Raw genomic sequence first — 23,938 nt, 5'->3', positions numbered from 1 at the left:
ATGCGTGCGCTGCCCTTGGCCGTCCTGGGTTTTGCTGTTGTGGCGGTTACCGCTGCCCTGAACCGGCATGGGATGCGCCGAGATGCGGCACACACGGCCGGCTTGCGGCGGCAACTTCTTGCACGGCGACGACCACCATGCACGGCTGCGGTCGATTTTCATGACATTGGTGAATTGCCGCCGGTAGTGCAAAGATACTTTCGCAAGGTGCTGAGAGAAGGCCAACCGATCGTAAACGGCGCACATATCCAGCACCGCGGCAGTTTCAGGATGACGCTTGAGTCAGGACGATGGCTACCGTTCCTCTCCGATCAGGTCGTTACCACGCAGCCGCCTGGATTCGACTGGCATGCTCGCATCAGTTTGGGTCCCGGAATCGAACTGCAAGTGCATGATACGTATCTTGCCGGGCTCGGCATCCTGGATGCGAAGTTATTCGGCCGGTTTGCCCTGGCTCATCAGCAGGACAGCGATGCGTTGGCAGAAGGAGAGCTGATGCGCTTCCTGGCCGAGGCCGTCTGGTATCCGACAGCATTGTTGCCAAGCCAGGGTGTGCAATGGCAAGCGGTCGATGCGGATTCCGCGCTTGCCATCTTGGCGGACGGGCATGCACGCGTCGCTTTGTACTTTACGTTCGACGACGATGGACTGATATCCCGCGTCCGCGCGCAATCTCGTGGCCGTAGTGTCGGTGGACGAATCGTTCCGACGCCGTGGCAGGGGCGCTTCCATGAGTATCGCGTCTTCAATGGCGTGCTCATGCCTTCGGCGGGGGAGGTGGCATGGATACTCGATGAGGACGAGAAAACATACTGGCGCGGGCGCATCACATCGATTGAACATGAGGTTTGAATGCTACCGCTAATGGTTTGCACTTTGTGGCACGCCCGACTGAGTCATGTTACGCACGCGGCGTCGTTGGCGGTTCAGGAACTGCAGTTTGACTGAAGTGGGATTGCCTGCTTGTCAGTCATTTCAACGTTGGAGGTTCACTATTATGTTTACGAGATCAAGTCTTGCATGCGTGTCTGTCTATCTCGGACTCCTTGTCGCAGGCTGCGGCGGAAGCGGAAGTGATCTGGCCGACGCCGCCCCGAAAGGGACGACCGCCTTGCTCCCGACTCATATTACCGTCGATGGACGCATGACATCCACATGCATGTTCAATCCCACCTGTTCCGGTAACCCCTACGCGCCGTTCATTGTTTTCAACGATCCGGCGCCCCCCGACGGTGCAACGCTTTCGGGAATTGTCCGCCTGCAAGCACGTGGAATCGACATGGCAAACGTCGAATTGCTCCCGGCAACCGGATACCTGCCGAAGTACGGCGTCTTTGGCCTATCGAGGGACCAGTTTGTCGGCTGGCTGGATTTCGACACACGCACGCTTCCGAATGGCCCGGTGCAGGTGCGAATGAGCGCGTTCAATGTGGCTGCGGGGCAGCCCGGCGCAATCGAAATGGTGGGCATGCAGCCAAGAACATGGATCATCAACAATGCTGCGATCCCGACTGGCTTTGAGGCCACCCTTGCGGCCGCCCCGCCGGCCGAGGCGCGCGTTTCGGGCACGATACGTCTTGAGATCCGGGGAACCGGCATCACAAATGCCGAATTGCTGCCTGCCAGCGGTTATGCACCCCGCCATGGACAGTTCAATGTCTCCGCCGACAAGACGGTTGCCTGGCTCGACTTCGACACGCGGGGGCTTCCCGATGGGCCGGCCGACTTGCGGATCAGTGCCTTCAATGTCGCGCCGGGACAACCGGGCGCCATCGAGACAATTCCCATGGCAACCCGGCGTTGGCATATCAGCAATGGCAACGACGGCAGCTTTACCGCGCGAGTCGCCACGGCACCGATGCATGGCGCCACAGTCACCGGCTGGGTCACGGTGGAAGTGCAGGGGACCGGCATCAAAAATGTGGAATTGCTGCCTGCAGGAGGCTATACACCGATCATTGCCAACTTTGTCGAATCCTTCGACGGCACGTTCGCCTTTCTCGACGTGGATACAAGTACACTTCCCGCTGGTCCCATGGATGTTCGCGTGAGCGCCTTTGACACACCGCCTGGCCAGTCCGGCGCGCGGGAAATCGTAGTCATGCCCGCTCGGCAGTGGATCGTTCGGCATTGATGCCCCTCCTCCAGAGCGCTGCATGGCTGCTTGGTCAATGGCCGAAGGTTTGGTTGGTAAGAACCGGCGTCACGTCGCGTAACACCGCAAACTATGTTCGCGACGTCGCCCTTCGCGAACGAGTGCGGTCAAGTCATCGTCACGAACGAACCCCAACATGGTGTTCCTGCCAGGCGCTCTCCGGTCCGAACAGCAGGACCGCAACGCTTCAGACACATGCAGTGTCAACGGCATCGCAACGTTATTGGAAGCCGCGTGCATCGTTTGGCGCGTCGTTTTTCTCCAGCCCGGCATGTGGCAGAGTCGGCTGCCTTAACTTGCGTCTTCCTCCGGGAAGTCTGAGCGCAGTGGCCAGTGGCCGCCATCGTTGCTGCCGTGGCCGGTGGACCGGCGAATTGCTGTGCAGGCGCAGACCGCTCGTCGGTTTCGCACGAAGGGTGGTTGCGGCTGTTTCGATGCCTTTTTGGCGCCCTTCGTCTGCGTCGCGCTGACGGAATGGCATTGCTGACGCATCCACGGCATGGTCGGGCGGCGTCGGCCGGCTGGAAGTCGGAGGGGAAGCGGGTGCTTGGGTAACAAATCGGAGCACGTCAATATTCTGACGTTTGAGCGCCTCAATGAAGTGAGACGTTGCGCGTGCTTCGCTGAGCCGTTCGGTCGTATGGGTATGGGATATTTGCAGTCGATCATGCAGAATGTCCAGCAGATTCCGGTGCGCCTCTGCTGCCGAGAGTCGTTCCTTGAGGTCCTGAATGGTTTTCTGTGACGCAAGCAGCGCCGTCTCAGCGTCTTCAAGGGCCTGCGCCAGTGATGTTTCATTTTCGTAGCAGGTCTCAAGTTCCTGCTTGTGCAACTCGCGTTCCCGCGCGACTGCCTGTTCCACAGCGCGCCGGAATGCCTTGAGGAGTTCCGGGGGTATCGTTTCAATGTCAGAGGCACATCCCGATTCTTGCCGCATGCGGCCGCGCCATTTCGATACCGTGCTCTTCGAGATGTGCAGTGTGGCCGCCAAGATGGTATAGCTGGGGTCCTTGCCATTGTGCTGGGCAGCCTTCAGCTTGTGAAACGTCTCGACAAAATCAAGATACTGCCGTTCTTGGGCATCGATATCGGTCGGGTCGGGCATGGGTAATCTCCTCGAAAATGGCGTACGCATCACACAGAAATCCAAGGTTGGTGCCGCTATCCGGTTAGGTGAATCACAGCAGTCGCGCGAGGGCCTTTGCGGCTGATACAGGAGGAACATACTGATTTCTCCCGTAGCGTTGCCAGTCTCGGAGAAAAAGTCCTCCTGTCCGAGCATATTGACGGCACCACCCTTCGCGGTTCACAGGGGGTGCCGACGCCGCGCTTGCTATCCGGCATCCGCCGGCATATTGGGTCAGCTACCACGGGAACGCCTAATGCAATCTTGTTGCCATTGGAGGATATCCTCCAACACCCACGCGACAGCACGCTTACCGGTTTTCACCTGTTTCGGAAAATCCGAGCGGTCCATTTCAGCATAGATTGCGCTGCGCGACTTTCCGGTCATCTTCATCACAATTCCGATTTTCACGAATTTGCAGTCTGTTGGCATAAGTCCCATCTCATGGTCAAACAGCCGGCGAGCTAACAGGTGAACATGTCTCATCCGATGAGAGCCGTGCATGACACGATTCAATTGGCATCGCTGCGAACTGTGTCGGTCATGCGCCGTCCACCCTGTTAGCTGGGCATTGTGTTTCTATTGCAGTTCCGGAGGTTCCGGGCCACGTCCGCTACATGGCATAATTACCCATGTTCCCGTCGCCTTATTCGTACCGGTGCGCAGGCAGCAGACATGGACAAATCATTGCATACCGAACCGCGCCGGAAGCAGCAATTCGGGCCGAAACATTGGCAGTTATGCAAGAATTGCCGGTTTTTGGCGAATTACTAGTAATTCTTATAGGACCAAAACCGCAACAGTTACTGGCGTCCCAATGAGTAAACGTCGGCACGCAAGGCAGGCATGGAATTGCGCCGCTCCTCTGACTCTGGTTAGGCATGCCCGCAAGCGCTCCGGCGACGAAGCTGAGCACTGGAGCAGCGAACTCTTTCATGGGTAGCGTTACGTGCCATTGCCCAGCGCTTCATGGATCAGCCGCGCTTTCTGTTACTGGCGCAGAATGGTAGCGACAGTCGCTTTCCGCTTTTCCCGTGCTTAAATTGACAATGGGTCTTAGCCTTAGCCCGTGCCTGTTCGGGCGAAAAACCGGCACCTGCGCGTTCTTTTGCGTAAGCCACGCACACATCCGTCACCATTCCTGACGCGCGACCGGAATCGCGTCGGCGAGGACCTCTGGATCTTTGTCTAGGCTACCTCTAGACTTTTCAGGGGCGGTCGGGTGCTAAATTCAGAGAGGCGTGAGGGCGCGGAAAGACGCTAACCACGCGGCCTTTGTTGATAACTGTGACAGTCTGGCTGCTGGCGAGTCAGGCTCTACTGCGTGACATTGAAAAAAGCTCCCGCCAGTTCGACGACACGGGCAGTCAATCGCCCTATGGATGTGCTGAAGTGAAGTGGCGCACAGCGGCCGGTGTCTTCCCAACATGATGCAATCCATGGCGCGAAGTACAGTACCGCCACTGAGTACTGTACTGTTGTGAAGTACGGTACCGAGTACTGGTCCGGTACTCATTCAGGTAACCACAGTTTCCTCAATCAACCTCCGGTCGCGCCACCCAGCGCGCCGTCGGCATGCAAGGCCAATCCACAGCTCCGGGAAATACTGTCGACGATCAGAAACGATGTCTTACATGTATGGCTGGTGACGTCGGATGGTAATGCGGCTGGTGGCCGGCTCACTCAACGGACACCGGGTTCTGGCGGGGATAGAGGAATAAGTGCTTTCGTCGTGCGAACGCAAGATCGTCGGGTTTTTAGATGGCCGTATCCCGGCGCCATGCCATCACACAGACGATTCGAGAAGATAGTCCACAGGCGCAGCGTAGGGGGGACCGAGGGTGCTTTCATCGGTCCACGCAACAGCCTTGAAAGGAGGGGCTGGCCGCGATGGCGAGCCCCGGTCCTGGTGCCAGCCTAGTACTCGAGCTGAGGGGCAACGTCAGGCGGGTCGATCCAAGACAGCTTTCAAATAGGCTTCCCACTTTGCGAGGGCATCGACTTTCTCGGGCAGGTATTCCCACTGATCATAATGGGTATCTTGCACACCGGTCCTGCCATGGGATAGCAGTTGTGCCCGGATGTCCTTTTTCACTCCCAGGCTGGCAATTCGCGTTTCAGCGGTGCGACGCAAGTCGCCCAGACGGTAATGGGCAATCCCGTTCTTTTTAACAAATTCCCTGACGATGGCGGATAGTTGCTCAACGGTTACGCGCGTATGCCGACGCGTGGCAAAGATATAGTTGTCGCCGTCACCTTCCTTGATGTCGGTTAGGATCGATCTCGCCCATTCACTTATGGGCAATAAGTGGGTACGTTCGGGACCACGGCCTTTCGAATCGATCAGGGTTAAAACGTGCTTTGTACGGTCATAGTCGTGCCATTTCGCGCGCGTGAGCTGGGTAATGCGCTGGCCGCCGAAAAGAATCGCAAGACGAAGGGCTGCACGCAGGTGAGACGGGCGGTCCTGTACCCCGTTCCACAGCGCGCCTAATTCTTCATCAGTAAGCACCCTTTTTCCTACCCTATCGAATTGATCCTGTAACGGTACCAGCGCTACTGGATTGGACTGAATGCCGAAAGCTACACCGTCGGCGGCAACGTGCAACGGATTGAGTTCGCATTTGGCGCCATACGCGAAGGCGGCATGCAGCATCGCGCGGACAATGTTAGCGCGCCTCGTGATGCCGTTGCCAAGCATGGTAGCCAGGATGGTTGTAATGTCGTCGGGAGCTACGTCTTTTGCCTTGGCAGTGGCGATCTTTGGGTGAGCCTCGGTTACGTGAAGTGCCAGGGTAATCTCTGTATCATGCGCCGCTTCTGGCTTGCCTTTGCTTTTCAGACTGCGAATGTAGGCGTCGATCAACTGGTTAAGCGTGCCTTGTTTCTTTTGAAACTCGAGTTCCCGTCGTTGTTGTTCATTCGCACGTTCCTGTTCCAGCGCTTTCAGCTTCGGATCGCCGTGTTCGCGCAGGATTGCGGTGTGGGTGGCAGCCTTTTTGCGGGCATCTTCCAAGGTTAACCCGCCGTCGTTTTTCTTTTCACGGAAGCGCCCGATCTTGATGAAAAAGGCTTTCCCCTTGACAAAATAGCGGAAGTAGAAGTCTTTTCTTCCAGAGGGCTCAACGCGGACGAGCAGCGCCCCTTCGCCGCGTTTGGGAGCATCGGTGAGTTCATAACGCTTTGCCTCAGGTTTGGCCTCGCGAAGCCGTTCTTCGCTCAGCGCGATGGGACCTCTCCTGGAACGCGCCTCGATAGCCATTGGAATGCTCCTGTGCAGAAAATTGGTGGTAGTTGTGGTGGGAGTTCATTGCAGCACAACCGAAGTTTTTCCAAGATTCTCTTGGACAAGACAATTCTATAACCTATTGAATTAAAAGGGAAATTTGTGATATCCGAGGACGTTCCCGGTTGTCTCAGGACAAAAAAAACAGCGGACTTAAAATCCGCCGCTTACCCGAGAGGGGGCGTACCGGTTCGATTCCGGTCTCGGCACCAAACCGCAGTTTATCTCCCGGCTCCGCCGCAAAGCCTTTCCTCATTGCTCCCTTGCTTTCCCTGTCATCAAGGCTTGGCAATCATTCCTCAACTGCTGTTCTCCCGCTGCTTGCGGTTTCACGTCGTGTCTGCTCCCATGCGAGCGGAACGTAAGGTCAGCCGGAAACTCTTGATCAATGGTGGATTTGAAGGGCGTAATTCGCGTTGTCTTCCTTGCCAGCAATCTGCCGTCTTTTCAGGTGCAGCTCGAAGTGTTTCGAATAAAAACATTTTGCGAGGAATTTTTATAAAAATAAAAATTTCGAAAAGGCTTTTCGTTATTTGAATGTTTTGCATGCTGTTTTGAGTACTATGAAAACTTGGAAGCCTCTACAATCTGCGCATTCCAATTAGGCATTTCGCCAAGCATTTTTATCCAATATTTTCAGGAGAAAGCTGATGAGCAAGACCGTGTACACCCAGGAGCATGAATGGCTGCGTATCGAAGATAACGGGCAGGTCACTGTGGGCATCACGGACTATGCCCAGGATCATCTGGGTGATCTGGTCTATGTGCAGCTTCCCGAAGCCGGCAAGGAATACGCAAAAGGCGACGAGGCTGCGGTGATTGAATCCGTGAAGACTGCGGGCGAGATCCTCATGCCGGCGAGCGGCACTGTCATCGAAGTGAACGCCGCCCTCGGGGACGAGCCGGGCAAGGTCAATGAAGATGCAATGGGCGACGGATGGTTCTTCAAATTTCAGCCTGCATCGCTCGACGAAATCAATGCCTTGATGGACGAGGCGGGCTACAAGACATACATCGAATCGCTGGGCTGAACGGCTGGCGGTCGATAAGCGGTAACGGGCGCCGCCGGCAATCGACGGCGCCGCATGGGCATTAGGCAAGGCATTCAATTCATTGTGATAGAGGTTAGCATGGCTGAGAATCGGGTCGCGTTTGAGCAGTTGGAGCAGCACGCGGATTTCATAGAACGGCATATCGGTCCGTCGGATGCGGATCAACAGACCATGCTAGCCGAACTCGGCTTCGACTCGATGGATGCCTTCATCGGCAAGGTCGTCCCGGAAGCGATCTTGTCACACCAGCCGCTGGCGCTGGAAAACGCGCAGAGCGAGCCGGAAGTGCTGGATGCCCTGCGCCGCATCGCCTCGCAGAACAAGGTGTTCAAGTCCTTCATCGGCATGGGCTACTACAACACCCATACGCCGACGGTCATCCTGCGCAACCTGCTGGAAAACCCGGCGTGGTACACCGCCTACACACCTTATCAGCCCGAGATTTCCCAAGGCAGGCTCGAAGCGCTGCTCAACTTCCAGACCATGATCTGCGATCTGACCGGACTGGAAATCGCCAATGCATCCCTGCTCGATGAGGCGACCGCCGCAGCCGAGGCGATGACCTTCTGCCAGCGCACTTCCAAGAGCAAGAGCAAGACCTTCTTCGTATCCAAAGAGTGCCTGCCGCAGACCATCGACGTGGTCCGCACGCGTGCCGAACCCATCGGGGTTGAAGTGGTGGTCGGTGACCATCGCACCGATCTGGAGCAGTGCGACTGCTTCGGCGTGCTGCTGCAGTATCCGGCCGTGGACGGCGACGTCCATGACTATGCGGATACGGTCGCGAAGGCGCATGCGAAGCAGGCGCTCGTGGTCGTAGCGGCCGACCTGCTGGCACTGACGCTGCTGAAGCCGCCGGGCGAGTTCGGCGCTGACGTCGCCGTCGGTTCGGCGCAGCGTTTCGGCGTTCCGCTGGGCTACGGCGGTCCGCATGCCGCTTACTTCGCCACGCGCGATGCCAACAAGCGCCTGATGCCGGGCCGCGTCGTCGGCGTATCCATCGACAGCCATGGCAACAAGGCCTATCGCCTGGCACTGCAGACACGCGAACAGCACATCCGCCGGGAGAAGGCCACCAGCAACGTCTGTACCGCCCAGGTACTGCTTGCGAATATCGCGGGCATGTACGCGGCCTATCACGGCCCTAAGGCGCTCAAGACCATTGCACAGCGCGTACATCGCCTGACCTCCGCATTCGCGCAAGGCTTGGGCGAGTTGGACTATCAGGTCGCCACGGCTGCATTCTTCGATACCGTCACCGTGCGCACCGGCGACCGTACGCGCGCCATTCACGAAGCGGCGCGGGCGCGTTCGATCAACCTGCGCGAGATCGACGACGCCACGCTCGGCCTTTCCTTCGACGAAACAACCACGCGCTCGGATGTCGAGACACTGTGGGAAGTTTTTGCAGGCGAAGGCAAGGCGATTCCTTCCTTCGCGGCATGCGATGCAAAAGCCGCTGATCGAATTCCTTCGGCACTGCACCGCACCAGCGAATACCTGACCCATCCGGTCTTCAATACGCATCATTCGGAAACCCAGATGCTGCGCTATCTGCGCAGCCTGAGCGACAAGGACCTGGCGCTCGACCGCACCATGATTCCGCTGGGCTCCTGCACGATGAAGCTTAATGCGACCACCGAAATGATTCCGGTCACCTGGAAGGAGTTCGGCAGCATTCATCCTTTCGCGCCGCTCGACCAGGCACAGGGTTATCAGGCGATGATCCGCGAACTCGAGGACATGCTCGTGGCCTGCACCGGCTACGATGCAGTGTCGCTGCAGCCGAATGCCGGTTCGCAGGGCGAGTACGCCGGCCTGCTGGCGATCCGCGCCTATCACAAGAGCCGCGGAGAAGGGCACCGCAACGTCTGCCTGATTCCGAGCTCCGCTCACGGCACCAATCCTGCGACCGCCCACATGGCCGGCATGCAGGTGGTGGTGGTGCAGTGCGACGAGCGAGGCAATGTCGACGTGGCCGACCTGAAAACCAAGGCAGAAAAGCATGCGGCTGATCTCGCCGCAATCATGATCACCTATCCGTCCACGCACGGCGTGTTCGAGGCGGCGGTGCGCGAGATCTGCGAGATCGTGCATGAGCACGGCGGCCAGGTGTACATCGACGGCGCCAACATGAATGCGATGGTCGGCCTCTGCGCGCCGGGCAAGTTCGGCGGCGACGTGTCGCACCTGAATTTGCACAAGACATTCTGCATTCCGCACGGCGGCGGCGGACCGGGCGTGGGGCCGATCGGCGTCAAGTCGCATCTGGCGCCTTTCCTGCCGGGCCATCGCATGCTCGACAACGAGGCGGCGCCGGTCTGCGCGGCGCCTTGGGGCAGCGCGAGTATCCTGCCGATCAGCTGGACCTACATCAAGCTGATGGGCCGCCAGGGCCTGAAGCAGGCCAGCCAGGTAGCGATCCTGAATGCCAACTACATCGCCAAGCGGCTTGCGCCGCACTATCCGATTCTCTATGCGGGCGAGAACGGCATCGTGGCGCATGAATGCATCGTCGATCTGCGTCCGTTGAAGGATACCGGCATCACGGTTGACGACGTGGCCAAGCGCCTGATGGACTTCGGCTTCCACGCGCCGACCATGTCCTTTCCGGTGCCCGGCACGCTGATGATCGAGCCGACCGAGAGCGAAGGGAAGGAAGAGCTCGACCGCTTCTGCGATGCGATGATCGCCATCCGCGAAGAGATCCGCGCGATCGAAAACGGCAGCACCACCGCCGATGACAGCGTGCTGCGGCATGCGCCGCATACGGCGATGGACCTCGTCGGCGAATGGAATCGCAGCTATACGCGTGAACAGGCTGCATTCCCGGTGGCATCGCTGCGCAGCGGCAAGTACTGGCCGCCGGTCGGCCGTATCGACAACGTGTACGGCGATCGCAACCTGGTTTGCGCCTGCCCGCCGATGTCCGATTACGAATAAGCGGAACAAGCCGATCTAGCCGCGGCTGCAGATCCGATTCGCGGCTCAACCGGGGCAACCCACTTGCAGGCAATGACATGGCCATCAGCGCATTCGAGTTGTTCAAGATAGGCATCGGACCATCGAGTTCTCATACGGTGGGACCGATGCGGGCCGCCCTGGAGTTCGTCACGGGTTTGAAGGCTTCGGGAGCGTTCGCGTCGACCGAATCCATCAAGGCGGAGCTGTATGGTTCGCTCGGGGCGACGGGCAAGGGGCATGGCAGCGACAAGGCGGTCATGCTGGGATTGGAAGGCGAGGCGCCGGATCTTGTCGATACGGACAGCATTCCCGAGCGGCTGGCCGCGATCCGCGCTGCGAAGCGCATCCGCCTGCTCGGCGAGAAGGAAATCCCTTTCCTCGAGCGAGAACACCTGCTGATGTATCGGCGCGAATCGCTGCCGCATCATCCCAACGGCATGCGCTTCACCGCCTTCGACAGGGCAGGGCAGGTACTGGCTTCCAAGACTTATTATTCGGTCGGCGGCGGCTTTGTCGTCAATGAGGAGGCATTGGGCGCGGACAGGATCGTGCCGGATACCACCGTTCTCAAATATCCCTTCCGCAGCGCGGATGAACTGTTGTCGCTGTGCCGCACGCATGGCATGTCCATCAGCCAGCTGATGCTGACCAATGAAAGCGCGTGGAGGCCGGAAGCCGAGACCCGGCAGGGACTGCTGCGCATCTGGCAGGTCATGCAGGATTGCGTCAAGCGGGGCTGCGAGCGGGAGGGCATACTGCCCGGCGGTTTGCATGTGCAGCGCCGCGCCGCAGAGCTGTTCCGCAAGCTGTCGAGCCAGCCGGAAGCCAATCTGCGCGATCCGCTGACCACACTCGACTGGGTGAATCTGTATGCGCTGGCGGTCAACGAAGAAAATGCCGGCGGCGGCCGTGTCGTCACCGCGCCCACCAACGGCGCGGCAGGGATCGTGCCGGCGGTGCTGCACTATTACCATCGCTTCATACCGGGCGCGAATGACGAAGGCGTCGTCCGCTTCCTGCTGACGGCAGCGGCCATCGGCATCCTGTACAAGGAAAATGCCTCGATTTCCGGCGCCGAGGTCGGCTGCCAGGGGGAGGTTGGCGTGGCCTGCTCGATGGCTGCCGGGGCGCTGGCCGAAGTCATGGGCGGATCGCCCGCGCAGGTGGAAAACGCTGCCGAAATCGGCATGGAGCACAACCTCGGCCTGACCTGCGATCCTATAGGCGGGCTGGTCCAGGTGCCGTGCATCGAGCGCAATGCGATGGGCTCCATCAAGGCCATCAATGCGGCGCGCATGGCGCTGCGCGGCGACGGCCATCACTTCGTTTCCCTCGACAAGGTCATCAAGACCATGCGGGAGACGGGTGCCGACATGAAGATCAAATACAAGGAAACCGCGCGCGGCGGCCTTGCAGTCAATGTCATCGAATGCTGATGAAGCGCATGCGCAACCGCATTCAATAACGAAAAACTTGAGGAACACGAACAATGGATACCAAAACCGAAGCATTGGCGCGCACGCCGCTGTATGACCTGCATCTGGAACTCGGCGCCAGGATGGTGCCTTTCGCGGGATACGAGATGCCGGTGCAGTATCCGACCGGCGTCCTGAAGGAGCATACGCACACCCGTACCCAGGCCGGTCTGTTCGACGTGTCGCACATGGGGCAGGTCAGGCTGACCGGGCCGGACGCGGCCGCCGCGCTCGAAACCCTGGTGCCGGTCGATATCATCGACCTGCCGGTCGGCATGCAGCGCTACGCGATGTTCACCAACGAGCGCGGCGGCATTCTTGACGACCTGATGGTATCCAACGGCGGCGATCATCTGTTCGTCGTCGTCAATGCTGCCTGCAAGCAGCAGGATCTGGCGCACATGCAAAAGCATCTCGGCGGCCGCTGCACCATCGAGGCGCTGGACGACCGCGCATTGCTGGCCCTGCAGGGACCTGCGGCCGCAGCGGTGATGGCAAGGCTGGCGCCCGAGACCGCATCCATGGTGTTCATGAAGACCGGAAAGGTCAACCTGGCGGGCACCGAGTGCTTCATCAGCCGGTCGGGTTACACCGGCGAAGACGGCTACGAAATTTCGGTGCCCAACCACAAGGCGGAAGAACTGGCTCGCCTGCTGTTGGCACAGCCGGAGGTGGCGCCCATCGGGCTCGGGGCGCGTGACTCATTGCGGCTCGAGGCCGGTCTCTGCCTCTACGGTCATGACATGGACGAGAACACGACGCCGGTCGAGGCCAGCCTCGCCTGGGCCCTGTCGAAGTCGCGGCGTGCCGATGGCGCCCGTGCCGGCGGCTATCTCGGCGCTGACGTCGTCCTGCACCAGTTGGCCGAAGGCGCAACGCGCAAGCGCGTCGGCCTGCTGGTCAAGGACCGCATGCCGGTGAGAGAAGGTGCCGAACTGGTCGATGCCTCGGGCCGGAGCATCGGCAAGGTCACCAGCGGCAGCTTCGGCCCGACGGTCAGCGCACCAGTCGCCATGGGCTATGTCGAAACCGATGCCGCCAGGATCGGAACCGCATTGCAGGCCATCGTGCGCGGCAAGCCGGTGCCTGTCGAAGTGGCGAAGACGCCGTTCACCCCGCAGCGCTACTACCGGGGCTGAGAAAACGATGAGCGACATCAAGACTCAGGACAAGCCGGCAGTGCGGCCGGTCGTGGCAGGCGAGAAGCTGCGGGGCGCGGAGAAAATGGCGCGCATACCGATCAAGATCGCGCCGACCGAACCGGCGCAGATGCTGCGCAAGCCGAAATGGATACGGGCGGAATTCACCGGCACCCAGGAAGTCAAGCGCCTCAAGGCCATCCTGCGCGAGAACAAGTTGCATACCGTCTGCGAAGAGGCCAATTGCCCCAATCTGGGCGAGTGCTTCAAGTCGGGCACGGCGACCTTCATGATCATGGGCGACATCTGCACCCGCCGCTGCCCGTTCTGCGACGTGGGTCATGGCCGGCCCAATCCGCTCGACCCGGAAGAGCCGGCCAATCTGGCGCGCACGATTCGCGACATGGGCCTGAACTATGTGGTCATCACGTCGGTGGACCGCGACGACCTGCGCGACGGCGGCGCCGCGCACTTTGCGGCATGCATTTCGGCGACGCGTGAGCAGAGTCCCGGCATTGCCGTCGAGGTGCTAGTGCCGGATTTCCGCGGCCGAGTGGACGTGGCTCTGGAGGTTCTGAGCGCCGAGCCGCCCGACGTCTTCAACCACAACCTGGAAACCATTCCGCGCCTTTACAAGCAGGCCCGGCCCGGCGCCGACTATCTCGGTTCGCTGCAGCTGCTGCAGCGTTTCCGTGCAATGCAGCCGCAGGTTCCCACCAAGTCGGGACTGATGCTCGGCCTGGGTGAAACGCTGGAAGAAGTCGAGCAGGTCATGCGCGACATGCGTGCCCATGATGTCCAGATGTTGACGCTGGGGCAGTATCTCCAGCCGAGCGCACACCACCTGCCGGTGCAGCGCTACGTGACGCCCGCCGAGTTCGACGAGCTGCGCCGTCTTGGCGAAGGCATGGGGTTTTCGCATGTGGCCTCCGGCCCGATGGTGCGATCTTCTTATCATGCCGACGAACAGGCCAGGAAACTCGTTTCGTAAGAGGTAGCCGTTTCTGCCGAAATGGCGTACTGCCACACCGGCGTGATGAGACCGATCCCTGGGATGACGTGACGTCGGGCCCCAACACCTCCCAAAAATTTTGCCCGCATCGCCGGACCGGCCATGCGGGCATTTTTTATGAAAATTAGTTCCTTGGAAATGTTTCCATAAAGATCAACGATTGATATTGCTCAATCATTCACTTGGGAAATAAAAGCACAATTGCGACGCTGTAGTTTCAAAAGCGGTTGGTTCTGTCCTTTGTGTCCTTTTAACCAGCAAGTGCAAAGCCATGAAGAAAAAGCTTGAGACCGACGCAGTGATCGAGACTCTGGTCACGGCAACCTTGGGAGACAACGCCGATGTACGGGAACGCCACGTTTACCGTGAGAGCTTGCGTAGCCTCGTGCGCATGGCAAAGGCTGAACAAGTCATGGAAATCAAGGACAGCGTCAGAAAGCTGACGGGCGGCTTCGAAACACAAACAGCGCGCCGCCGCGCGAAACCGGTACTGCCGACGCAGCAGCAGTTCGAATTCAAGGACTAGCTCGAATGTAATTCAGGCACGTCATGACTGAAGCCAATCGGTCGGCGTGGAACGAATTGAAACGGAGGCGGTACAATAGCCGCCTCGTCGGAGCTTGCTGAGCGCCGCTTCTTGTCGGGCCGGGCGTCTGGACAATGACGCCGTGGTTAGACCGACCGTTTCATACCATTTCATGCCTTACCATGAAAGTCTATAACCTCAGTTGCGCAGCGGGTCATCGTTTCGAAGGATGGTTCTCCTCGGAACAGGACTTCCTGACGCAGTCGGATGAGCGCCGGATCGAATGTCCGTTCTGCGAGAGCGCGGATGTGTCCAGGATGCCGTCCGCTCCGCGGCTCAATCTCTCTTCGGCGGCGAGCAAGCCGGAAGACAACGGCGCTGCGCTGGCGAGGGCGCAAGCTCAGGCTCAAGCTCAGGCTCAAGCTGCAATGATGGATATCCTGCGCAAGGTGGTGGCCAATACCGAAGATGTCGGTGAACGCTTCGTCGAGGAAGCGCGTCGCATTCATTACCAGGAGGCGCCCGAGCGGGCCATACGCGGCGTTGCCTCGCCGGCCGAATGCGAAGCGCTTGCGGACGAGGGCATTGAAGTCGTGTCCCTGCCGATCCCGGCGGCGCTGAAGCAGCCGCTTCAATAATTCTTCCTGCTTCGGCCCAGGCATCCCCTGCGCAGGCCCACAAGCACGACAGCCCTCAAGAAAGCACGCTCGACGTGCTTTTTTCATGCCTCCTTGTTTTTCCTCTCTGTTCTGCAGAATCGGGTTCCATATTATTTGGACATGCAGAAAAAAACACCTGTATAATCGTTTTAGAACGGTCGTGCTATTTAGCCGGGCTTACAAGGAGACAGCATGGATTTGAACTACACGGCGGAAGATTTGGCTTTCCGCGATACCGTTCGCGCCTTCCTCGACGCGAACCTGCCAAAAGACCTGCAGCAAAAAGTTCTCAACCACAAACGCCTATCGAGAGAAGACTTCGTCCGCTGGCACAAGATCGTCGCCAAGCAGGGCTGGGTCGGCACCGGCTGGCCCGTCCAGTACGGGGGCACAGGCTGGACGCCGGTTCAGCGCCATATCTGGGAAGAAGAGTGCGCCGCCGCCGGAACACCGGCCATCCTGCCGTTTGGCGTCAACATGGTGGCGCCGGTGATTATGGCCTTCGGCAATGAAGCCCAGAAAAATTACTATCTGCCCCGCATCCTGAATTGCGACGACTGGTGGTGCCAGGGCTATTCCGAGCCCGGTTCCGGCTCCGACCTCGCATCGCTCAAGACTCGTGCTGAACGCCAGGGCGACCATTACATCGTGAACGGCCAGAAGACCTGGACCACGCTGGCCCAGCATGCCGACATGATCTTCTGCCTGGTGCGCACCGACCCGGCGGCACGCAAGCAGGAGGGCATTTCCTTCCTGCTGATCGACATGAAGACGCCGGGCATCACCGTGCGTCCCATCATCATGCTGGATGAAGAGCATGAGGTGAACGAAGTCTTCTTCGACAACGTGAAAGTACCGGTCGAGAACCTGATCGGCGAAGAAAACAAGGGCTGGACCTACGCCAAGTACCTGCTCGGCCATGAGCGCACCAACATAGCCGCCGTCGGCCGCGCCAAGCGCGAACTGCTGTTCCTCAAGCGCCTCGCCGACAAGCAGATGAAAAACGGCAAGCCGCTGCTCGACGATCCGGTGTTCTCGGCGAAGGTCGCCAGCCTGGAGATCGAAATCATGGCGCTGGAGATGACGGTGCTGCGCGTGCTGTCGCAGGAAAGCTCGAAGCGCGGTCCCGGACCCGAGGCGTCGATGCTCAAGGTGAAGGGCACCGAGATCCAGCAGACGCTCACCGAACTGATGGTGGAAGCGGTCGGCCCCTATGCCATGCCTTTCGATCCGGCCTATCTCGAAGGCGAGCAGGAGCAGGCAGTCACGGAAGACAATGATGCGGCGCCGCTCGCACCGTACTACTTCAACTTCCGCAAGACATCGATCTACGGCGGCTCCAACGAAATTCAGAAGAACATCATCTCCCAGATGATCCTGGGACTGTGAGGCGGACATGGACTTCAACTACACACCAGAGCAGCAACAATTCAAGGATGCACTGCGCCGCTTCATCGACAAGGATTACACCTTCGAGCACCGCAAGAAGATCGTTCATTCGGAGCAGGGCGTGTCCGACCAGGCATGGGGCACGCTGGTCGAACTCGGCATGACCGCATTGCCGGTACCCGAAGAGCAGGGCGGCTTCAACGGTTCGGCAGTCGACATGCTGGTCGTGATGCAGGAGCTGGGCCGCGGCATCGTGGTGGAGCCGTACTTCGCCACCGTGCTGGGCGCGCAGTTCCTCAAGCTGGCAGGCGGCCAGGAAGCGCTGCTGGAGCAGATCGCTTCCGGCGAACTGAAGCTCGCGGCGGCGCTCGGCGAGAAGCAGGCGCGGCATGACCTGTTCGACATTGCGACAACAGCCAAGGCCGAAGGCGACGGCTATGTAATCAACGGCACCAAGACCGTCGTGATTCACGGCGGCCAGGCCGGCAAGCTGATCGTCTCCGCACGTTCGGGCGGCGCGCAGCGCGACACGAGCGGCATTTCCCTGTTCGTCGTGCCCGCCGATGCGGCCGGCGTGACGCGCCGCGACTATCGCACCATCGATGGCCTGCGCGCTGCCGACATCCGCTTCGACAATGTGCGCGTGCCGGCAGGCGCATTGGTCGGTGGCGCGGGCGCCGGCTGGGACATCCTCGAGGCAGCGGCCGACTATGGCGCAACGCTCTTGTGCGCCGAGGCCGTCGGCGCGATGGATGCCTTGAACGGCGCCACGCTGGAATACCTGAAGACGCGCCAGCAGTTCGGCGTGCCGATCGGCAAATTCCAGGCACTACAGCATCGCATGGCGGAAATGTTTATGCAGGCCGAACAGGCACGCTCGATGGCGACCCTGGCCGCGGTCAAGGTATCATCTGGCGACGTGGAAGAGCGCCGCCGCGTGGTCTCTGCTGCGAAGGCGCGCGTTGGACAAGCGCTCAAGTATGTCGGACAGCAGGCGATCCAGCTCCACGGCGGCATGGGAGTCACCGATGAGCTGCCGGCTGCGCATCACTTCAAGCGCCTGACCATGATCGATCTGACGCTGGGCGATACCGACCATCACCTGGCAAGGTTCGCATCGCAGCCGGGCTTCCGCAACGCAGCCTGACCGAAGGACTAGAGATCCGGCCCGCAAATAGGTTGAGCCGGATCCTCTCACCCCGGCCCTCTCCCGGAGGTAGAGGGTGAGATCAGCGACACGAAAAATGAACCATTTTTCGGGCCGAATCAATAAAGAGGATCGAGATGACGGAACTGAAGAAATGGTATTTCGAAGACTTTGAAACCGGCAAGACCATCGAAGTGGGAACGCGGACGGTGACGGAAGAGGAAATCATCGACTTCGCTTCCAAGTTCGATCCCCAGCCCTTCCATGTCGACAAGGATGCCGCGGCCAATTCCATCTATGGCGGCATCATCGCCAGCGGCTGGCATACCTGCAGCATGATGATGCGCATGATGGTGGATCATTTCCTGCGCCAGTCGTCGAGCATGGGTTCGCCGGGCGTCGATGAAATCCGCTGGCTCAAGCCGGTGCGCGCCGGCGATACGCTCTCGGTATCGACCACCATTCTCGAAGCACGCCCGTCGACCAGCAAGCCGGACCGCGGCGTGGTGATGACGCAATGGCAGGCGAAAAACCAGCACGGCGAACTGGTAGCGACGGTGAAGGGCATGGGCATGTACGGCCGGCGGCCGCAGTAGGAGATGCAAGAGTAGGGCCGCTTCAACACAACTATAAACGGAGACAGCATGCGTGAGATTGCATCGGTAGAGGAATTGAAGAGCCTGCTCGGCCAGGAAGTCGCGGTAACGGACTGGTTCGAGATTTCGCAGGAGCGCATCAACAAGTTCGCCGAAGCGACCGGCGATTATCAGTGGATCCATCTCGACGAGGAGCGCTGCCGCAAGGAGTCGCCGTTCGGCGGCACGACCATCGCGCACGGTTTCCTGACGCTGTCGCTGCTGCCGATGATTACCGAAAGCGCGATCTCTTTTCCGACGGCGAAAATGGGGGTCAATTACGGGCTCAACAAGGTGAGGTTTCCCTCGCCGGTGCCCAGCGGCAGCAGGGTGCGCGGTCGCATGGTGCTCAAGGAAGTCGAAGAGATTCCGGGCGGCGTACAGAATGTGTGGACCGTCACGATAGAGCGCGAGGGCGGCGACAAGCCGGTCTGCGTCGCGGAATCGGTGTCGCGCCGCTATTGGTAACTCGAGGCGGAAACGAAAAAAGGGCTGCATCGGCAGCCCTTTTTCTTTGCAGTTACCGACGCACTCAGCGCTTCTGATACTGGGTCGCACCGAACAGGATTTCCTTCGACTTGTCATCCGAGATCGGCTTGCGCAGGCTGGCCAGCACTTCGACGCCGCGCTTGACCGCCGGCCGTTCGCTGATTTCATCGAACCAGCGCTTCGCATTCGGAAACTCCTCCCAATCGATACCCTGGTTCTTCCAAGAGCGCAGCCAAGGGAAGGTGGCGATGTCGGCGATGGTGTATTCGTCGCCGGCGAGATAAGTGGTCTTGGCTACCTGGCGGTCGATCACGCCGTACAGGCGCCTGGCTTCATTGGTATAGCGGTTGACTGCGTATTCGACCTTCTCCGGCGCATAGATGCGGAAATGATGCGCCTGGCCGAGCATCGGACCGACGCCGCCCATCTGGAACATCAGCCACTGCAGCGTGGTGAATTTCTCGCGGTCGGTATTGCCGAGGAATTTGCCGGTCTTGCTGGCGAGGTAAACCAGAATCGCGCCCGACTCGAACAGCGACATCGGCTGGCCGTCGGGACCATCGGAATCGACAATGGCGGGAATCTTGTTGTTGGGGGAGATGGCGAGAAACTCGGGCTTGAACTGGTCGCCCTCGCTGATGTTGATGTGGTGGACGCGGTAGGGAAGGCCGCATTCCTCCAGCATGATGTGAACCTTGTGTCCGTTCGGCGTGGCGGTGGAATAAACATCGATCATGTGGGCTCCGGCAGTTGTGCAATTATTGTTGGACTGTCAAACGCAGCACGATTATGCAGCGATTCGACAGTCCTTGCAGGAGCCCTGTGTCAATGCCGCCGAAGCGGCATGACGTTTCGGAACGCGATCAGGAACGGGTGATCGGCAGTTCCTGGTCGCGCGCGGGAATGGCCATGTGCTTGGCCAGTTCCAGCTTGGCGATGGAATTGCGGTGCACCTCATCCGGGCCGTCGGCGATGCGCAGCGTGCGATTGCCCGCCCACTGGCCTGCCAGCGGGAAGTCGTCGCAGACGCCGCCGGCGCCGTGCGCCTGGATCGCCCAGTCGAGCACCTTCTGCGTGACATTCGGCGCCAGCACCTTGATCATCGCGATCTCCGCCTTTGCATGCTTGTTGCCGACGGTGTCCATCATGTAGGCGGCCTTCAGCGTCAGCAGGCGCGCGGTGTCGATCATGATGCGCGACTCGGCGATGCGCTCATGCCAGACGCTCTGCTCCGACACCTTCTTGCCGAAGGCGACGCGCTGGTTGAGGCGCTTGCACATGTATTCCAGCGCGCGTTCCGCGACGCCGATGGCGCGCATGCAGTGGTGGATGCGGCCCGGGCCGAGGCGGCCCTGGGCGATCTCGAAGCCGCGACCTTCGCCGAGCAGGATGTTGGAGGCCGGCACGCGCACGTTCTCGAACAGGATTTCGCAGTGGCCGTGCGGCGCATCGTCATAGCCGAACACCGGCAGCGGACGCTTGATGGTCACGCCGGGCGTATCGCGCGGCACCAGGATCATCGACTGCTGCGAATGGCGCGGCGCGCTCGGATCGGTCTTGCCCATCAGGATGAAGATCTTGCAGCGCGGATCGCCCGCGCCGGAAATCCACCACTTGTGGCCGTTGATCACGTATTCGTCGCCGTCGCGCTCGATGCGGGTTTCGACATTGGTCGCGTCCGACGAGGCCACGTTCGGTTCGGTCATCGCGAATGCCGAGCGGATCTCGCCGCGCAGCAGCGGCTCGAGCCACTGGCGCTTGTGTTCCTCGGTGCCGTAGCGCTCGATGGTTTCCATGTTGCCGGTATCCGGTGCGGCGCAGTTGAAGACCTCAGGCGCCCAGGAGACGCGGCCCATGATTTCGCACAGCGGTGCGTAATCGAGATTGGACAGGCCTTCCGGAGCCCGGGTGGACTTCGGCAGGAACAGGTTCCACAGGCCGGCGGCGCGGGCCTTCGGCTTGAGTTCTTCGATCAGCTGCGTCGGGATCCAGCGGTTGCCCTTCTCGCGGCCGTTGCGGTCGACTTCCTCGTCAAATTCCTTTTCCCTTGGATAAATGTGCTCATCCATGAACTTGAGCAGCTTTTCCTGCAATTCCTTGCAGCGGTCGGAATATTCGAATTCCATGTCGTCTCCTTGGTGGTCTCTCGGTGGTGTCTCGGTGTCTTCGTCGGATGTTCGTTACTTCTGGCCGGAAGCGTAAGCCCAGCCCATTTCCGCCATCGGCCTGGCCGCCTGGCCGGACTTGAGCGCCTGTTCGCTCGACGCGGTGCCGTCGACATAGCGCTTCATGATGCCCTGCAGGATGCCCGCGAGGCGGAACATGTTGTAGGCAAGGTAGAAATTGAAATCGCTGCGGTTGATGGTCTTGCCGGTGCGCTCGCAATATCTGGCGATGTAATCCTCTTCGCTCGGTATGCCGAGGGAAAGGTAATCGATGCCTGCAATGCCGCGGAACTGGCCCTGCGGAATATGCCAGCTCATGCAGTGATAGGAAAAGTCGGCCAGCGGATGGCCGAGCGTCGACAGCTCCCAGTCGAGCACCGCAAGCACGCGCGGCTCGGTGGGATGGAAGATCATGTTGTCGAGGCGGTAGTCGCCATGCACGATGCTGGTGTCGTCGCCAGGAGGGATATTGTTCGGCAGCCATTCGATCAGCCTGTCCATGGCCTCGATCTTTTCCGTCTCCGACGCCTTGTACTGCTTGGTCCAGCGGTCGATCTGGCGCATGAAATAGTTGCCCGGCTTGCCGTAGTCGGCCAGGCCGATGGCCGCATAGTCGATGGTGTGCAGCTGTGCGATGACGCGGTTCATTTCATCGTAGATCGCGGCGCGCTCGTCGTTGCTCATGCCCGGCAGCGACTGGTCCCACAGCACCCGGCCGTCGACGAAATCCATGATGTAGAAGGCGCGGCCGATCACGGATTCATCGGTGCACAGCGCATACTGCTTCGCCGCCGGAAAGCCCGCCTTGTTCAGGGCATCCATGACACGGAATTCGCGGTCGATCGCATGGGCGGAGGCGAGCAGCTTGGCGGCGGGACCGGGTTTGGTGCGCAGCACGTAGCTCCTGCCGCCGGCGGTGAGCTTGAAGGTGGGATTGGACTGGCCGCCCTTGAACTGCTCGACGGCGAGGTCTCCGGAAAAGCCATCCACATGCTGCCGCATGTATTCCTGCATGGCGCCGATGTCGAACTTCTGACGCTCCGATACCGGACGCGTGCCCATGAACTCTTCAAACATCTTGTCTCCTTTGCGAACAGCTGGAAATCGTTATCGCCACATTCTACAGCGAAAAGCGTACGATCGTACTATTCTATTTTTTCTGTTTTCGGAGAGTCGAAGACGGGATGCGGCGTCAATTCTGACGCTTGCGCGACTGCAGGTATTGATCCAGCAGGACTTCCATCGTCGTATGCCGCGATTCGCCCTGCAGGCTGGAAATCGCCGAGAAGTTGACGATGCGGACCACCCAGTCGGCATGCGCCTCTCCGACGTCGATGGCATTGATGCAGCCGGCGGTCTGGGCCAGATTGCCGAGGAACAGCCGCTGGTTGGTCAATGCATAGGAGAGGATGGCGCGGTTGACTCCGCCATGCAGTACCAGCAGGATGGTATCCCATGTCTTGTCGGCGCGCAGACGGTCGATGCAGGGATGCACGCGGTCCATCAGTTCGCCGATCGATTCGCCGCCGAGAAAGCGCTTGTCTTCCGGCACGACGCCGTCGAATGCGCCGACGAAGGCTTCGCGCAGGCTCTCGTCCGGAATGGCCGACAGTTTCCCGCCGCGCAGTTCCACCAGTTCGGGCCAATGTTCCAGCGCGATCTGCTGGCCGGTTTCCGCAAGCACCCGGGTCGCCGTTTCGACGGTGCGCGGCAGGCCGGAAACGATGACGCGGTCGAAATGCAGTTTTTCCTCTGCGAAGATTTTGCCTGCCGCCGTTGCCTGCGCCTGGCCGAGTTCATTCAGAGGAACTTGCTCGGGCAGAAAGGGTTTGCCCTGGCTGTCGAAGTAGGTGACATTGCCATGGCGCATCAGGTAGATGCGGCGGCGCCGTTGTTCGCTCATGGTTTTCCTCACCGTCGTTTTTTATTTGTAGTTGGGCTTGCGCTTCTCGAAGAAGGCGGTGATGCCCTCGTGCGCATCGCGGTGATGCAGGCTTTCGACGAAATGCCGCTTCTCCGATTCGAAGTGCTGCGCCAGGCTGTTACCGGCGGCTTCCAAGGTCAGGGACTTGATGCGTTCCACAGAATTCGGAGACAGTTGGGCCAGTTCATCGGCCCACGCCAGCGCGGCATCGAGCGCGGTGCCATCGGCGACGAGGCGGTTCACCACGCCGAGCTGATGCAGGCGGTCGGCTCCGACCGCCTTGCCTTCGGCAATGATCTCGAACGCAAGCTGGCGCGGCAGGGCCTGCGACAGGAACCAACTGCCCCCGCCGTCCGGCGTCAGGCCCACCTTCACATAGGCCATGGTGAATTTGGCCGAGGCGCCGGCAACGATCAGGTCGCAGGCCAGCGCGAGTGAGAAGCCGGCGCCTGCGCCCATGCCGTCCACCGCGGCGATCACCGGCTTCGGGCAATCACGGATCGCCTGTATCCAGCCATGCAGGTTGTCGATGGAATCGGCCTGCACGGAACGGTCCTTGCTGCGGTTTTCCTGCAGCCGCTTGAGATTGCCGCCGGAGCAGAAGAAACCGTCCGCGCCCGTCAGAACGACGGCGCGCACGGAGTCGTCGCGCTCGGCCGTGGTCAGGGTCTCGATGGCGGCCGCATACATGTCGGGATGCAGCGCGTTTCTGGCGCCGGGATTGGAAATGGTCAGGATCAGCGTCGCGTCCTGGCGCGAGGCTCGAAGTTCGGCAGACATGGCAGCAAATTATCG

22 protein-coding genes are annotated in these 23,938 nt (G+C 60.0%); 13 read left to right on the top strand and 9 right to left on the bottom strand.

The window, feature by feature from the left end:
* A complete protein-coding gene (locus IGW03_RS05095; RefSeq protein WP_194721439.1) occupies positions 1–852 on the top strand; it encodes a DUF6920 family protein in 852 nt (283 codons plus the stop codon).
* A 307-nt stretch (positions 853–1,159) separates the two neighbouring features.
* Positions 1,160–2,134: a hypothetical protein gene (locus IGW03_RS05090; protein WP_194721438.1), complete on the top strand. Its 975-nt coding sequence runs from the start codon at positions 1,160–1,162 to the stop codon at positions 2,132–2,134.
* Between the two features lie 241 nt (positions 2,135–2,375).
* Here the strand turns inward: IGW03_RS05090 and IGW03_RS05085 are convergent, their stop codons facing one another.
* The 4 genes from IGW03_RS05085 to IGW03_RS05070 form a co-directional block, all read right to left on the bottom strand.
* A complete protein-coding gene (locus IGW03_RS05085) occupies positions 2,376–3,260 on the bottom strand; it encodes a hypothetical protein (protein WP_194721437.1) in 885 nt (294 codons plus the stop codon).
* A 255-nt stretch (positions 3,261–3,515) separates the two neighbouring features.
* Positions 3,516–3,713, bottom strand: a complete 198-nt coding sequence (locus IGW03_RS05080) for a helix-turn-helix transcriptional regulator (RefSeq protein ID WP_194721436.1) — start codon at positions 3,711–3,713, stop codon at positions 3,516–3,518.
* Positions 3,714–5,223: 1,510 nt separating this feature from the next.
* Positions 5,224–6,543 (bottom strand): tyrosine-type recombinase/integrase, encoded by a 1,320-nt coding sequence (locus IGW03_RS05075; RefSeq protein WP_194721435.1) that lies wholly within the window; start codon positions 6,541–6,543, stop codon positions 5,224–5,226.
* A 353-nt stretch (positions 6,544–6,896) separates the two neighbouring features.
* Positions 6,897–7,115, bottom strand: coding sequence for a hypothetical protein (locus tag IGW03_RS05070; RefSeq protein WP_194721434.1), 219 nt, complete (start codon positions 7,113–7,115; stop codon positions 6,897–6,899).
* Between the two features lie 102 nt (positions 7,116–7,217).
* Between IGW03_RS05070 and gcvH the strand changes: the two genes are divergently transcribed.
* The 11 genes from gcvH to IGW03_RS05015 all read left to right on the top strand — a co-directional run bounded on the left by gcvH (position 7,218) and on the right by IGW03_RS05015 (position 19,033).
* Positions 7,218–7,598, top strand: coding sequence for a glycine cleavage system protein GcvH (gene gcvH, locus IGW03_RS05065; protein ID WP_194721433.1), 381 nt, complete (start codon positions 7,218–7,220; stop codon positions 7,596–7,598).
* A gap of 99 nt (positions 7,599–7,697) precedes the next feature.
* The gene (gcvP, locus tag IGW03_RS05060; protein WP_194721432.1) at positions 7,698–10,562 is read left to right on the top strand and encodes an aminomethyl-transferring glycine dehydrogenase; all 2,865 of its coding nucleotides are present in this window, start codon (positions 7,698–7,700) and stop codon (positions 10,560–10,562) included.
* A 77-nt stretch (positions 10,563–10,639) separates the two neighbouring features.
* On the top strand, positions 10,640–12,019 hold the full coding sequence (locus IGW03_RS05055) for an L-serine ammonia-lyase (RefSeq protein WP_194721431.1): 1,380 nt from the start codon (positions 10,640–10,642) through the stop codon (positions 12,017–12,019).
* A gap of 53 nt (positions 12,020–12,072) precedes the next feature.
* Complete coding sequence (gene gcvT, locus IGW03_RS05050; RefSeq protein WP_194721430.1) at positions 12,073–13,197, top strand: glycine cleavage system aminomethyltransferase GcvT; 1,125 nt, start codon at positions 12,073–12,075, stop codon at positions 13,195–13,197.
* A gap of 7 nt (positions 13,198–13,204) precedes the next feature.
* Positions 13,205–14,188, top strand: coding sequence for a lipoyl synthase (gene lipA / locus IGW03_RS05045; protein WP_194721429.1), 984 nt, complete (start codon positions 13,205–13,207; stop codon positions 14,186–14,188).
* A gap of 292 nt (positions 14,189–14,480) precedes the next feature.
* The gene (locus tag IGW03_RS05040; protein ID WP_194721428.1) at positions 14,481–14,735 is read left to right on the top strand and encodes a hypothetical protein; all 255 of its coding nucleotides are present in this window, start codon (positions 14,481–14,483) and stop codon (positions 14,733–14,735) included.
* A 182-nt stretch (positions 14,736–14,917) separates the two neighbouring features.
* Entirely contained in the window at positions 14,918–15,373 is a 456-nt protein-coding gene (locus IGW03_RS05035) for a DUF1178 family protein (RefSeq protein WP_194721427.1), read from the top strand.
* Between the two features lie 213 nt (positions 15,374–15,586).
* Positions 15,587–16,783, top strand: coding sequence for an acyl-CoA dehydrogenase family protein (locus IGW03_RS05030; protein ID WP_194721426.1), 1,197 nt, complete (start codon positions 15,587–15,589; stop codon positions 16,781–16,783).
* 7 nt (positions 16,784–16,790) lie between these two features.
* Entirely contained in the window at positions 16,791–17,930 is a 1,140-nt protein-coding gene (locus IGW03_RS05025; RefSeq protein WP_194721425.1) for an acyl-CoA dehydrogenase family protein, read from the top strand.
* A gap of 131 nt (positions 17,931–18,061) precedes the next feature.
* Positions 18,062–18,526 (top strand): MaoC family dehydratase, encoded by a 465-nt coding sequence (locus tag IGW03_RS05020; protein ID WP_323744934.1) that lies wholly within the window; start codon positions 18,062–18,064, stop codon positions 18,524–18,526.
* A 48-nt stretch (positions 18,527–18,574) separates the two neighbouring features.
* Entirely contained in the window at positions 18,575–19,033 is a 459-nt protein-coding gene (locus IGW03_RS05015; protein ID WP_194721423.1) for a MaoC family dehydratase, read from the top strand.
* 64 nt (positions 19,034–19,097) lie between these two features.
* On the opposite strand, the gene IGW03_RS05010 is transcribed toward IGW03_RS05015, so the two are convergent.
* From IGW03_RS05010 to IGW03_RS04990, 5 genes are all read right to left on the bottom strand, one after another.
* Positions 19,098–19,790, bottom strand: coding sequence for a glutathione binding-like protein (locus IGW03_RS05010; protein ID WP_194721422.1), 693 nt, complete (start codon positions 19,788–19,790; stop codon positions 19,098–19,100).
* A 127-nt stretch (positions 19,791–19,917) separates the two neighbouring features.
* Positions 19,918–21,180 (bottom strand): acyl-CoA dehydrogenase family protein, encoded by a 1,263-nt coding sequence (locus tag IGW03_RS05005; protein ID WP_194721421.1) that lies wholly within the window; start codon positions 21,178–21,180, stop codon positions 19,918–19,920.
* 54 nt (positions 21,181–21,234) lie between these two features.
* Positions 21,235–22,296, bottom strand: a complete 1,062-nt coding sequence (locus IGW03_RS05000) for a phosphotransferase family protein (RefSeq protein WP_194721420.1) — start codon at positions 22,294–22,296, stop codon at positions 21,235–21,237.
* Between the two features lie 115 nt (positions 22,297–22,411).
* The gene (locus IGW03_RS04995) at positions 22,412–23,122 is read right to left on the bottom strand and encodes a histidine phosphatase family protein (protein WP_194721419.1); all 711 of its coding nucleotides are present in this window, start codon (positions 23,120–23,122) and stop codon (positions 22,412–22,414) included.
* A 21-nt stretch (positions 23,123–23,143) separates the two neighbouring features.
* Entirely contained in the window at positions 23,144–23,923 is a 780-nt protein-coding gene (locus IGW03_RS04990) for an oxepin-CoA hydrolase, alternative type (RefSeq protein ID WP_194721418.1), read from the bottom strand.
* Between the last annotated feature and the right edge of the window lie 15 nt (positions 23,924–23,938).

This window comes from Noviherbaspirillum malthae, from assembly GCF_015352985.1.
GTDB classification, from domain to species: domain Bacteria; phylum Pseudomonadota; class Gammaproteobacteria; order Burkholderiales; family Burkholderiaceae_D; genus Noviherbaspirillum; species Noviherbaspirillum malthae.
The sequence above is the reverse complement of the archived record's forward strand: the minus strand, read 5'-3'. Positions and strand labels throughout refer to the sequence as shown.

Bases quoted from the DNA above. Each gene is read 5' to 3' on its own strand.
- IGW03_RS05055 (WP_194721431.1), top strand. From the start codon at position 10,640: ATGGCCATCAGCGCATTCGAGTTGTTCAAGATAGGCATCGGACCATCG.
- IGW03_RS05005 (WP_194721421.1), bottom strand. From the start codon at position 21,180: ATGGAATTCGAATATTCCGACCGCTGCAAGGAATTGCAGGAAAAGCTG.
- IGW03_RS05040 (WP_194721428.1), top strand. From the start codon at position 14,481: ATGAAGAAAAAGCTTGAGACCGACGCAGTGATCGAGACTCTGGTCACG.
- IGW03_RS05090 (WP_194721438.1), top strand. From the start codon at position 1,160: ATGTTCAATCCCACCTGTTCCGGTAACCCCTACGCGCCGTTCATTGTT.
- IGW03_RS05070 (WP_194721434.1), bottom strand. From the start codon at position 7,115: ATGCAAAACATTCAAATAACGAAAAGCCTTTTCGAAATTTTTATTTTT.
- IGW03_RS04995 (WP_194721419.1), bottom strand. From the start codon at position 23,122: ATGAGCGAACAACGGCGCCGCCGCATCTACCTGATGCGCCATGGCAAT.
- IGW03_RS05030 (WP_194721426.1), top strand. From the start codon at position 15,587: ATGGATTTGAACTACACGGCGGAAGATTTGGCTTTCCGCGATACCGTT.
- gcvH (WP_194721433.1), top strand. From the start codon at position 7,218: ATGAGCAAGACCGTGTACACCCAGGAGCATGAATGGCTGCGTATCGAA.
- lipA (WP_194721429.1), top strand. From the start codon at position 13,205: ATGAGCGACATCAAGACTCAGGACAAGCCGGCAGTGCGGCCGGTCGTG.
- IGW03_RS05035 (WP_194721427.1), top strand. From the start codon at position 14,918: ATGAAAGTCTATAACCTCAGTTGCGCAGCGGGTCATCGTTTCGAAGGA.
- IGW03_RS05080 (WP_194721436.1), bottom strand. From the start codon at position 3,713: ATGCCAACAGACTGCAAATTCGTGAAAATCGGAATTGTGATGAAGATG.
- IGW03_RS05085 (WP_194721437.1), bottom strand. From the start codon at position 3,260: ATGCCCGACCCGACCGATATCGATGCCCAAGAACGGCAGTATCTTGAT.
- IGW03_RS05025 (WP_194721425.1), top strand. From the start codon at position 16,791: ATGGACTTCAACTACACACCAGAGCAGCAACAATTCAAGGATGCACTG.
- IGW03_RS05075 (WP_194721435.1), bottom strand. From the start codon at position 6,543: ATGGCTATCGAGGCGCGTTCCAGGAGAGGTCCCATCGCGCTGAGCGAA.
- IGW03_RS05010 (WP_194721422.1), bottom strand. From the start codon at position 19,790: ATGATCGATGTTTATTCCACCGCCACGCCGAACGGACACAAGGTTCAC.
- gcvP (WP_194721432.1), top strand. From the start codon at position 7,698: ATGGCTGAGAATCGGGTCGCGTTTGAGCAGTTGGAGCAGCACGCGGAT.
- IGW03_RS04990 (WP_194721418.1), bottom strand. From the start codon at position 23,923: ATGTCTGCCGAACTTCGAGCCTCGCGCCAGGACGCGACGCTGATCCTG.
- IGW03_RS05015 (WP_194721423.1), top strand. From the start codon at position 18,575: ATGCGTGAGATTGCATCGGTAGAGGAATTGAAGAGCCTGCTCGGCCAG.
- IGW03_RS05000 (WP_194721420.1), bottom strand. From the start codon at position 22,296: ATGTTTGAAGAGTTCATGGGCACGCGTCCGGTATCGGAGCGTCAGAAG.
- IGW03_RS05095 (WP_194721439.1), top strand. From the start codon at position 1: ATGCGTGCGCTGCCCTTGGCCGTCCTGGGTTTTGCTGTTGTGGCGGTT.
- gcvT (WP_194721430.1), top strand. From the start codon at position 12,073: ATGGATACCAAAACCGAAGCATTGGCGCGCACGCCGCTGTATGACCTG.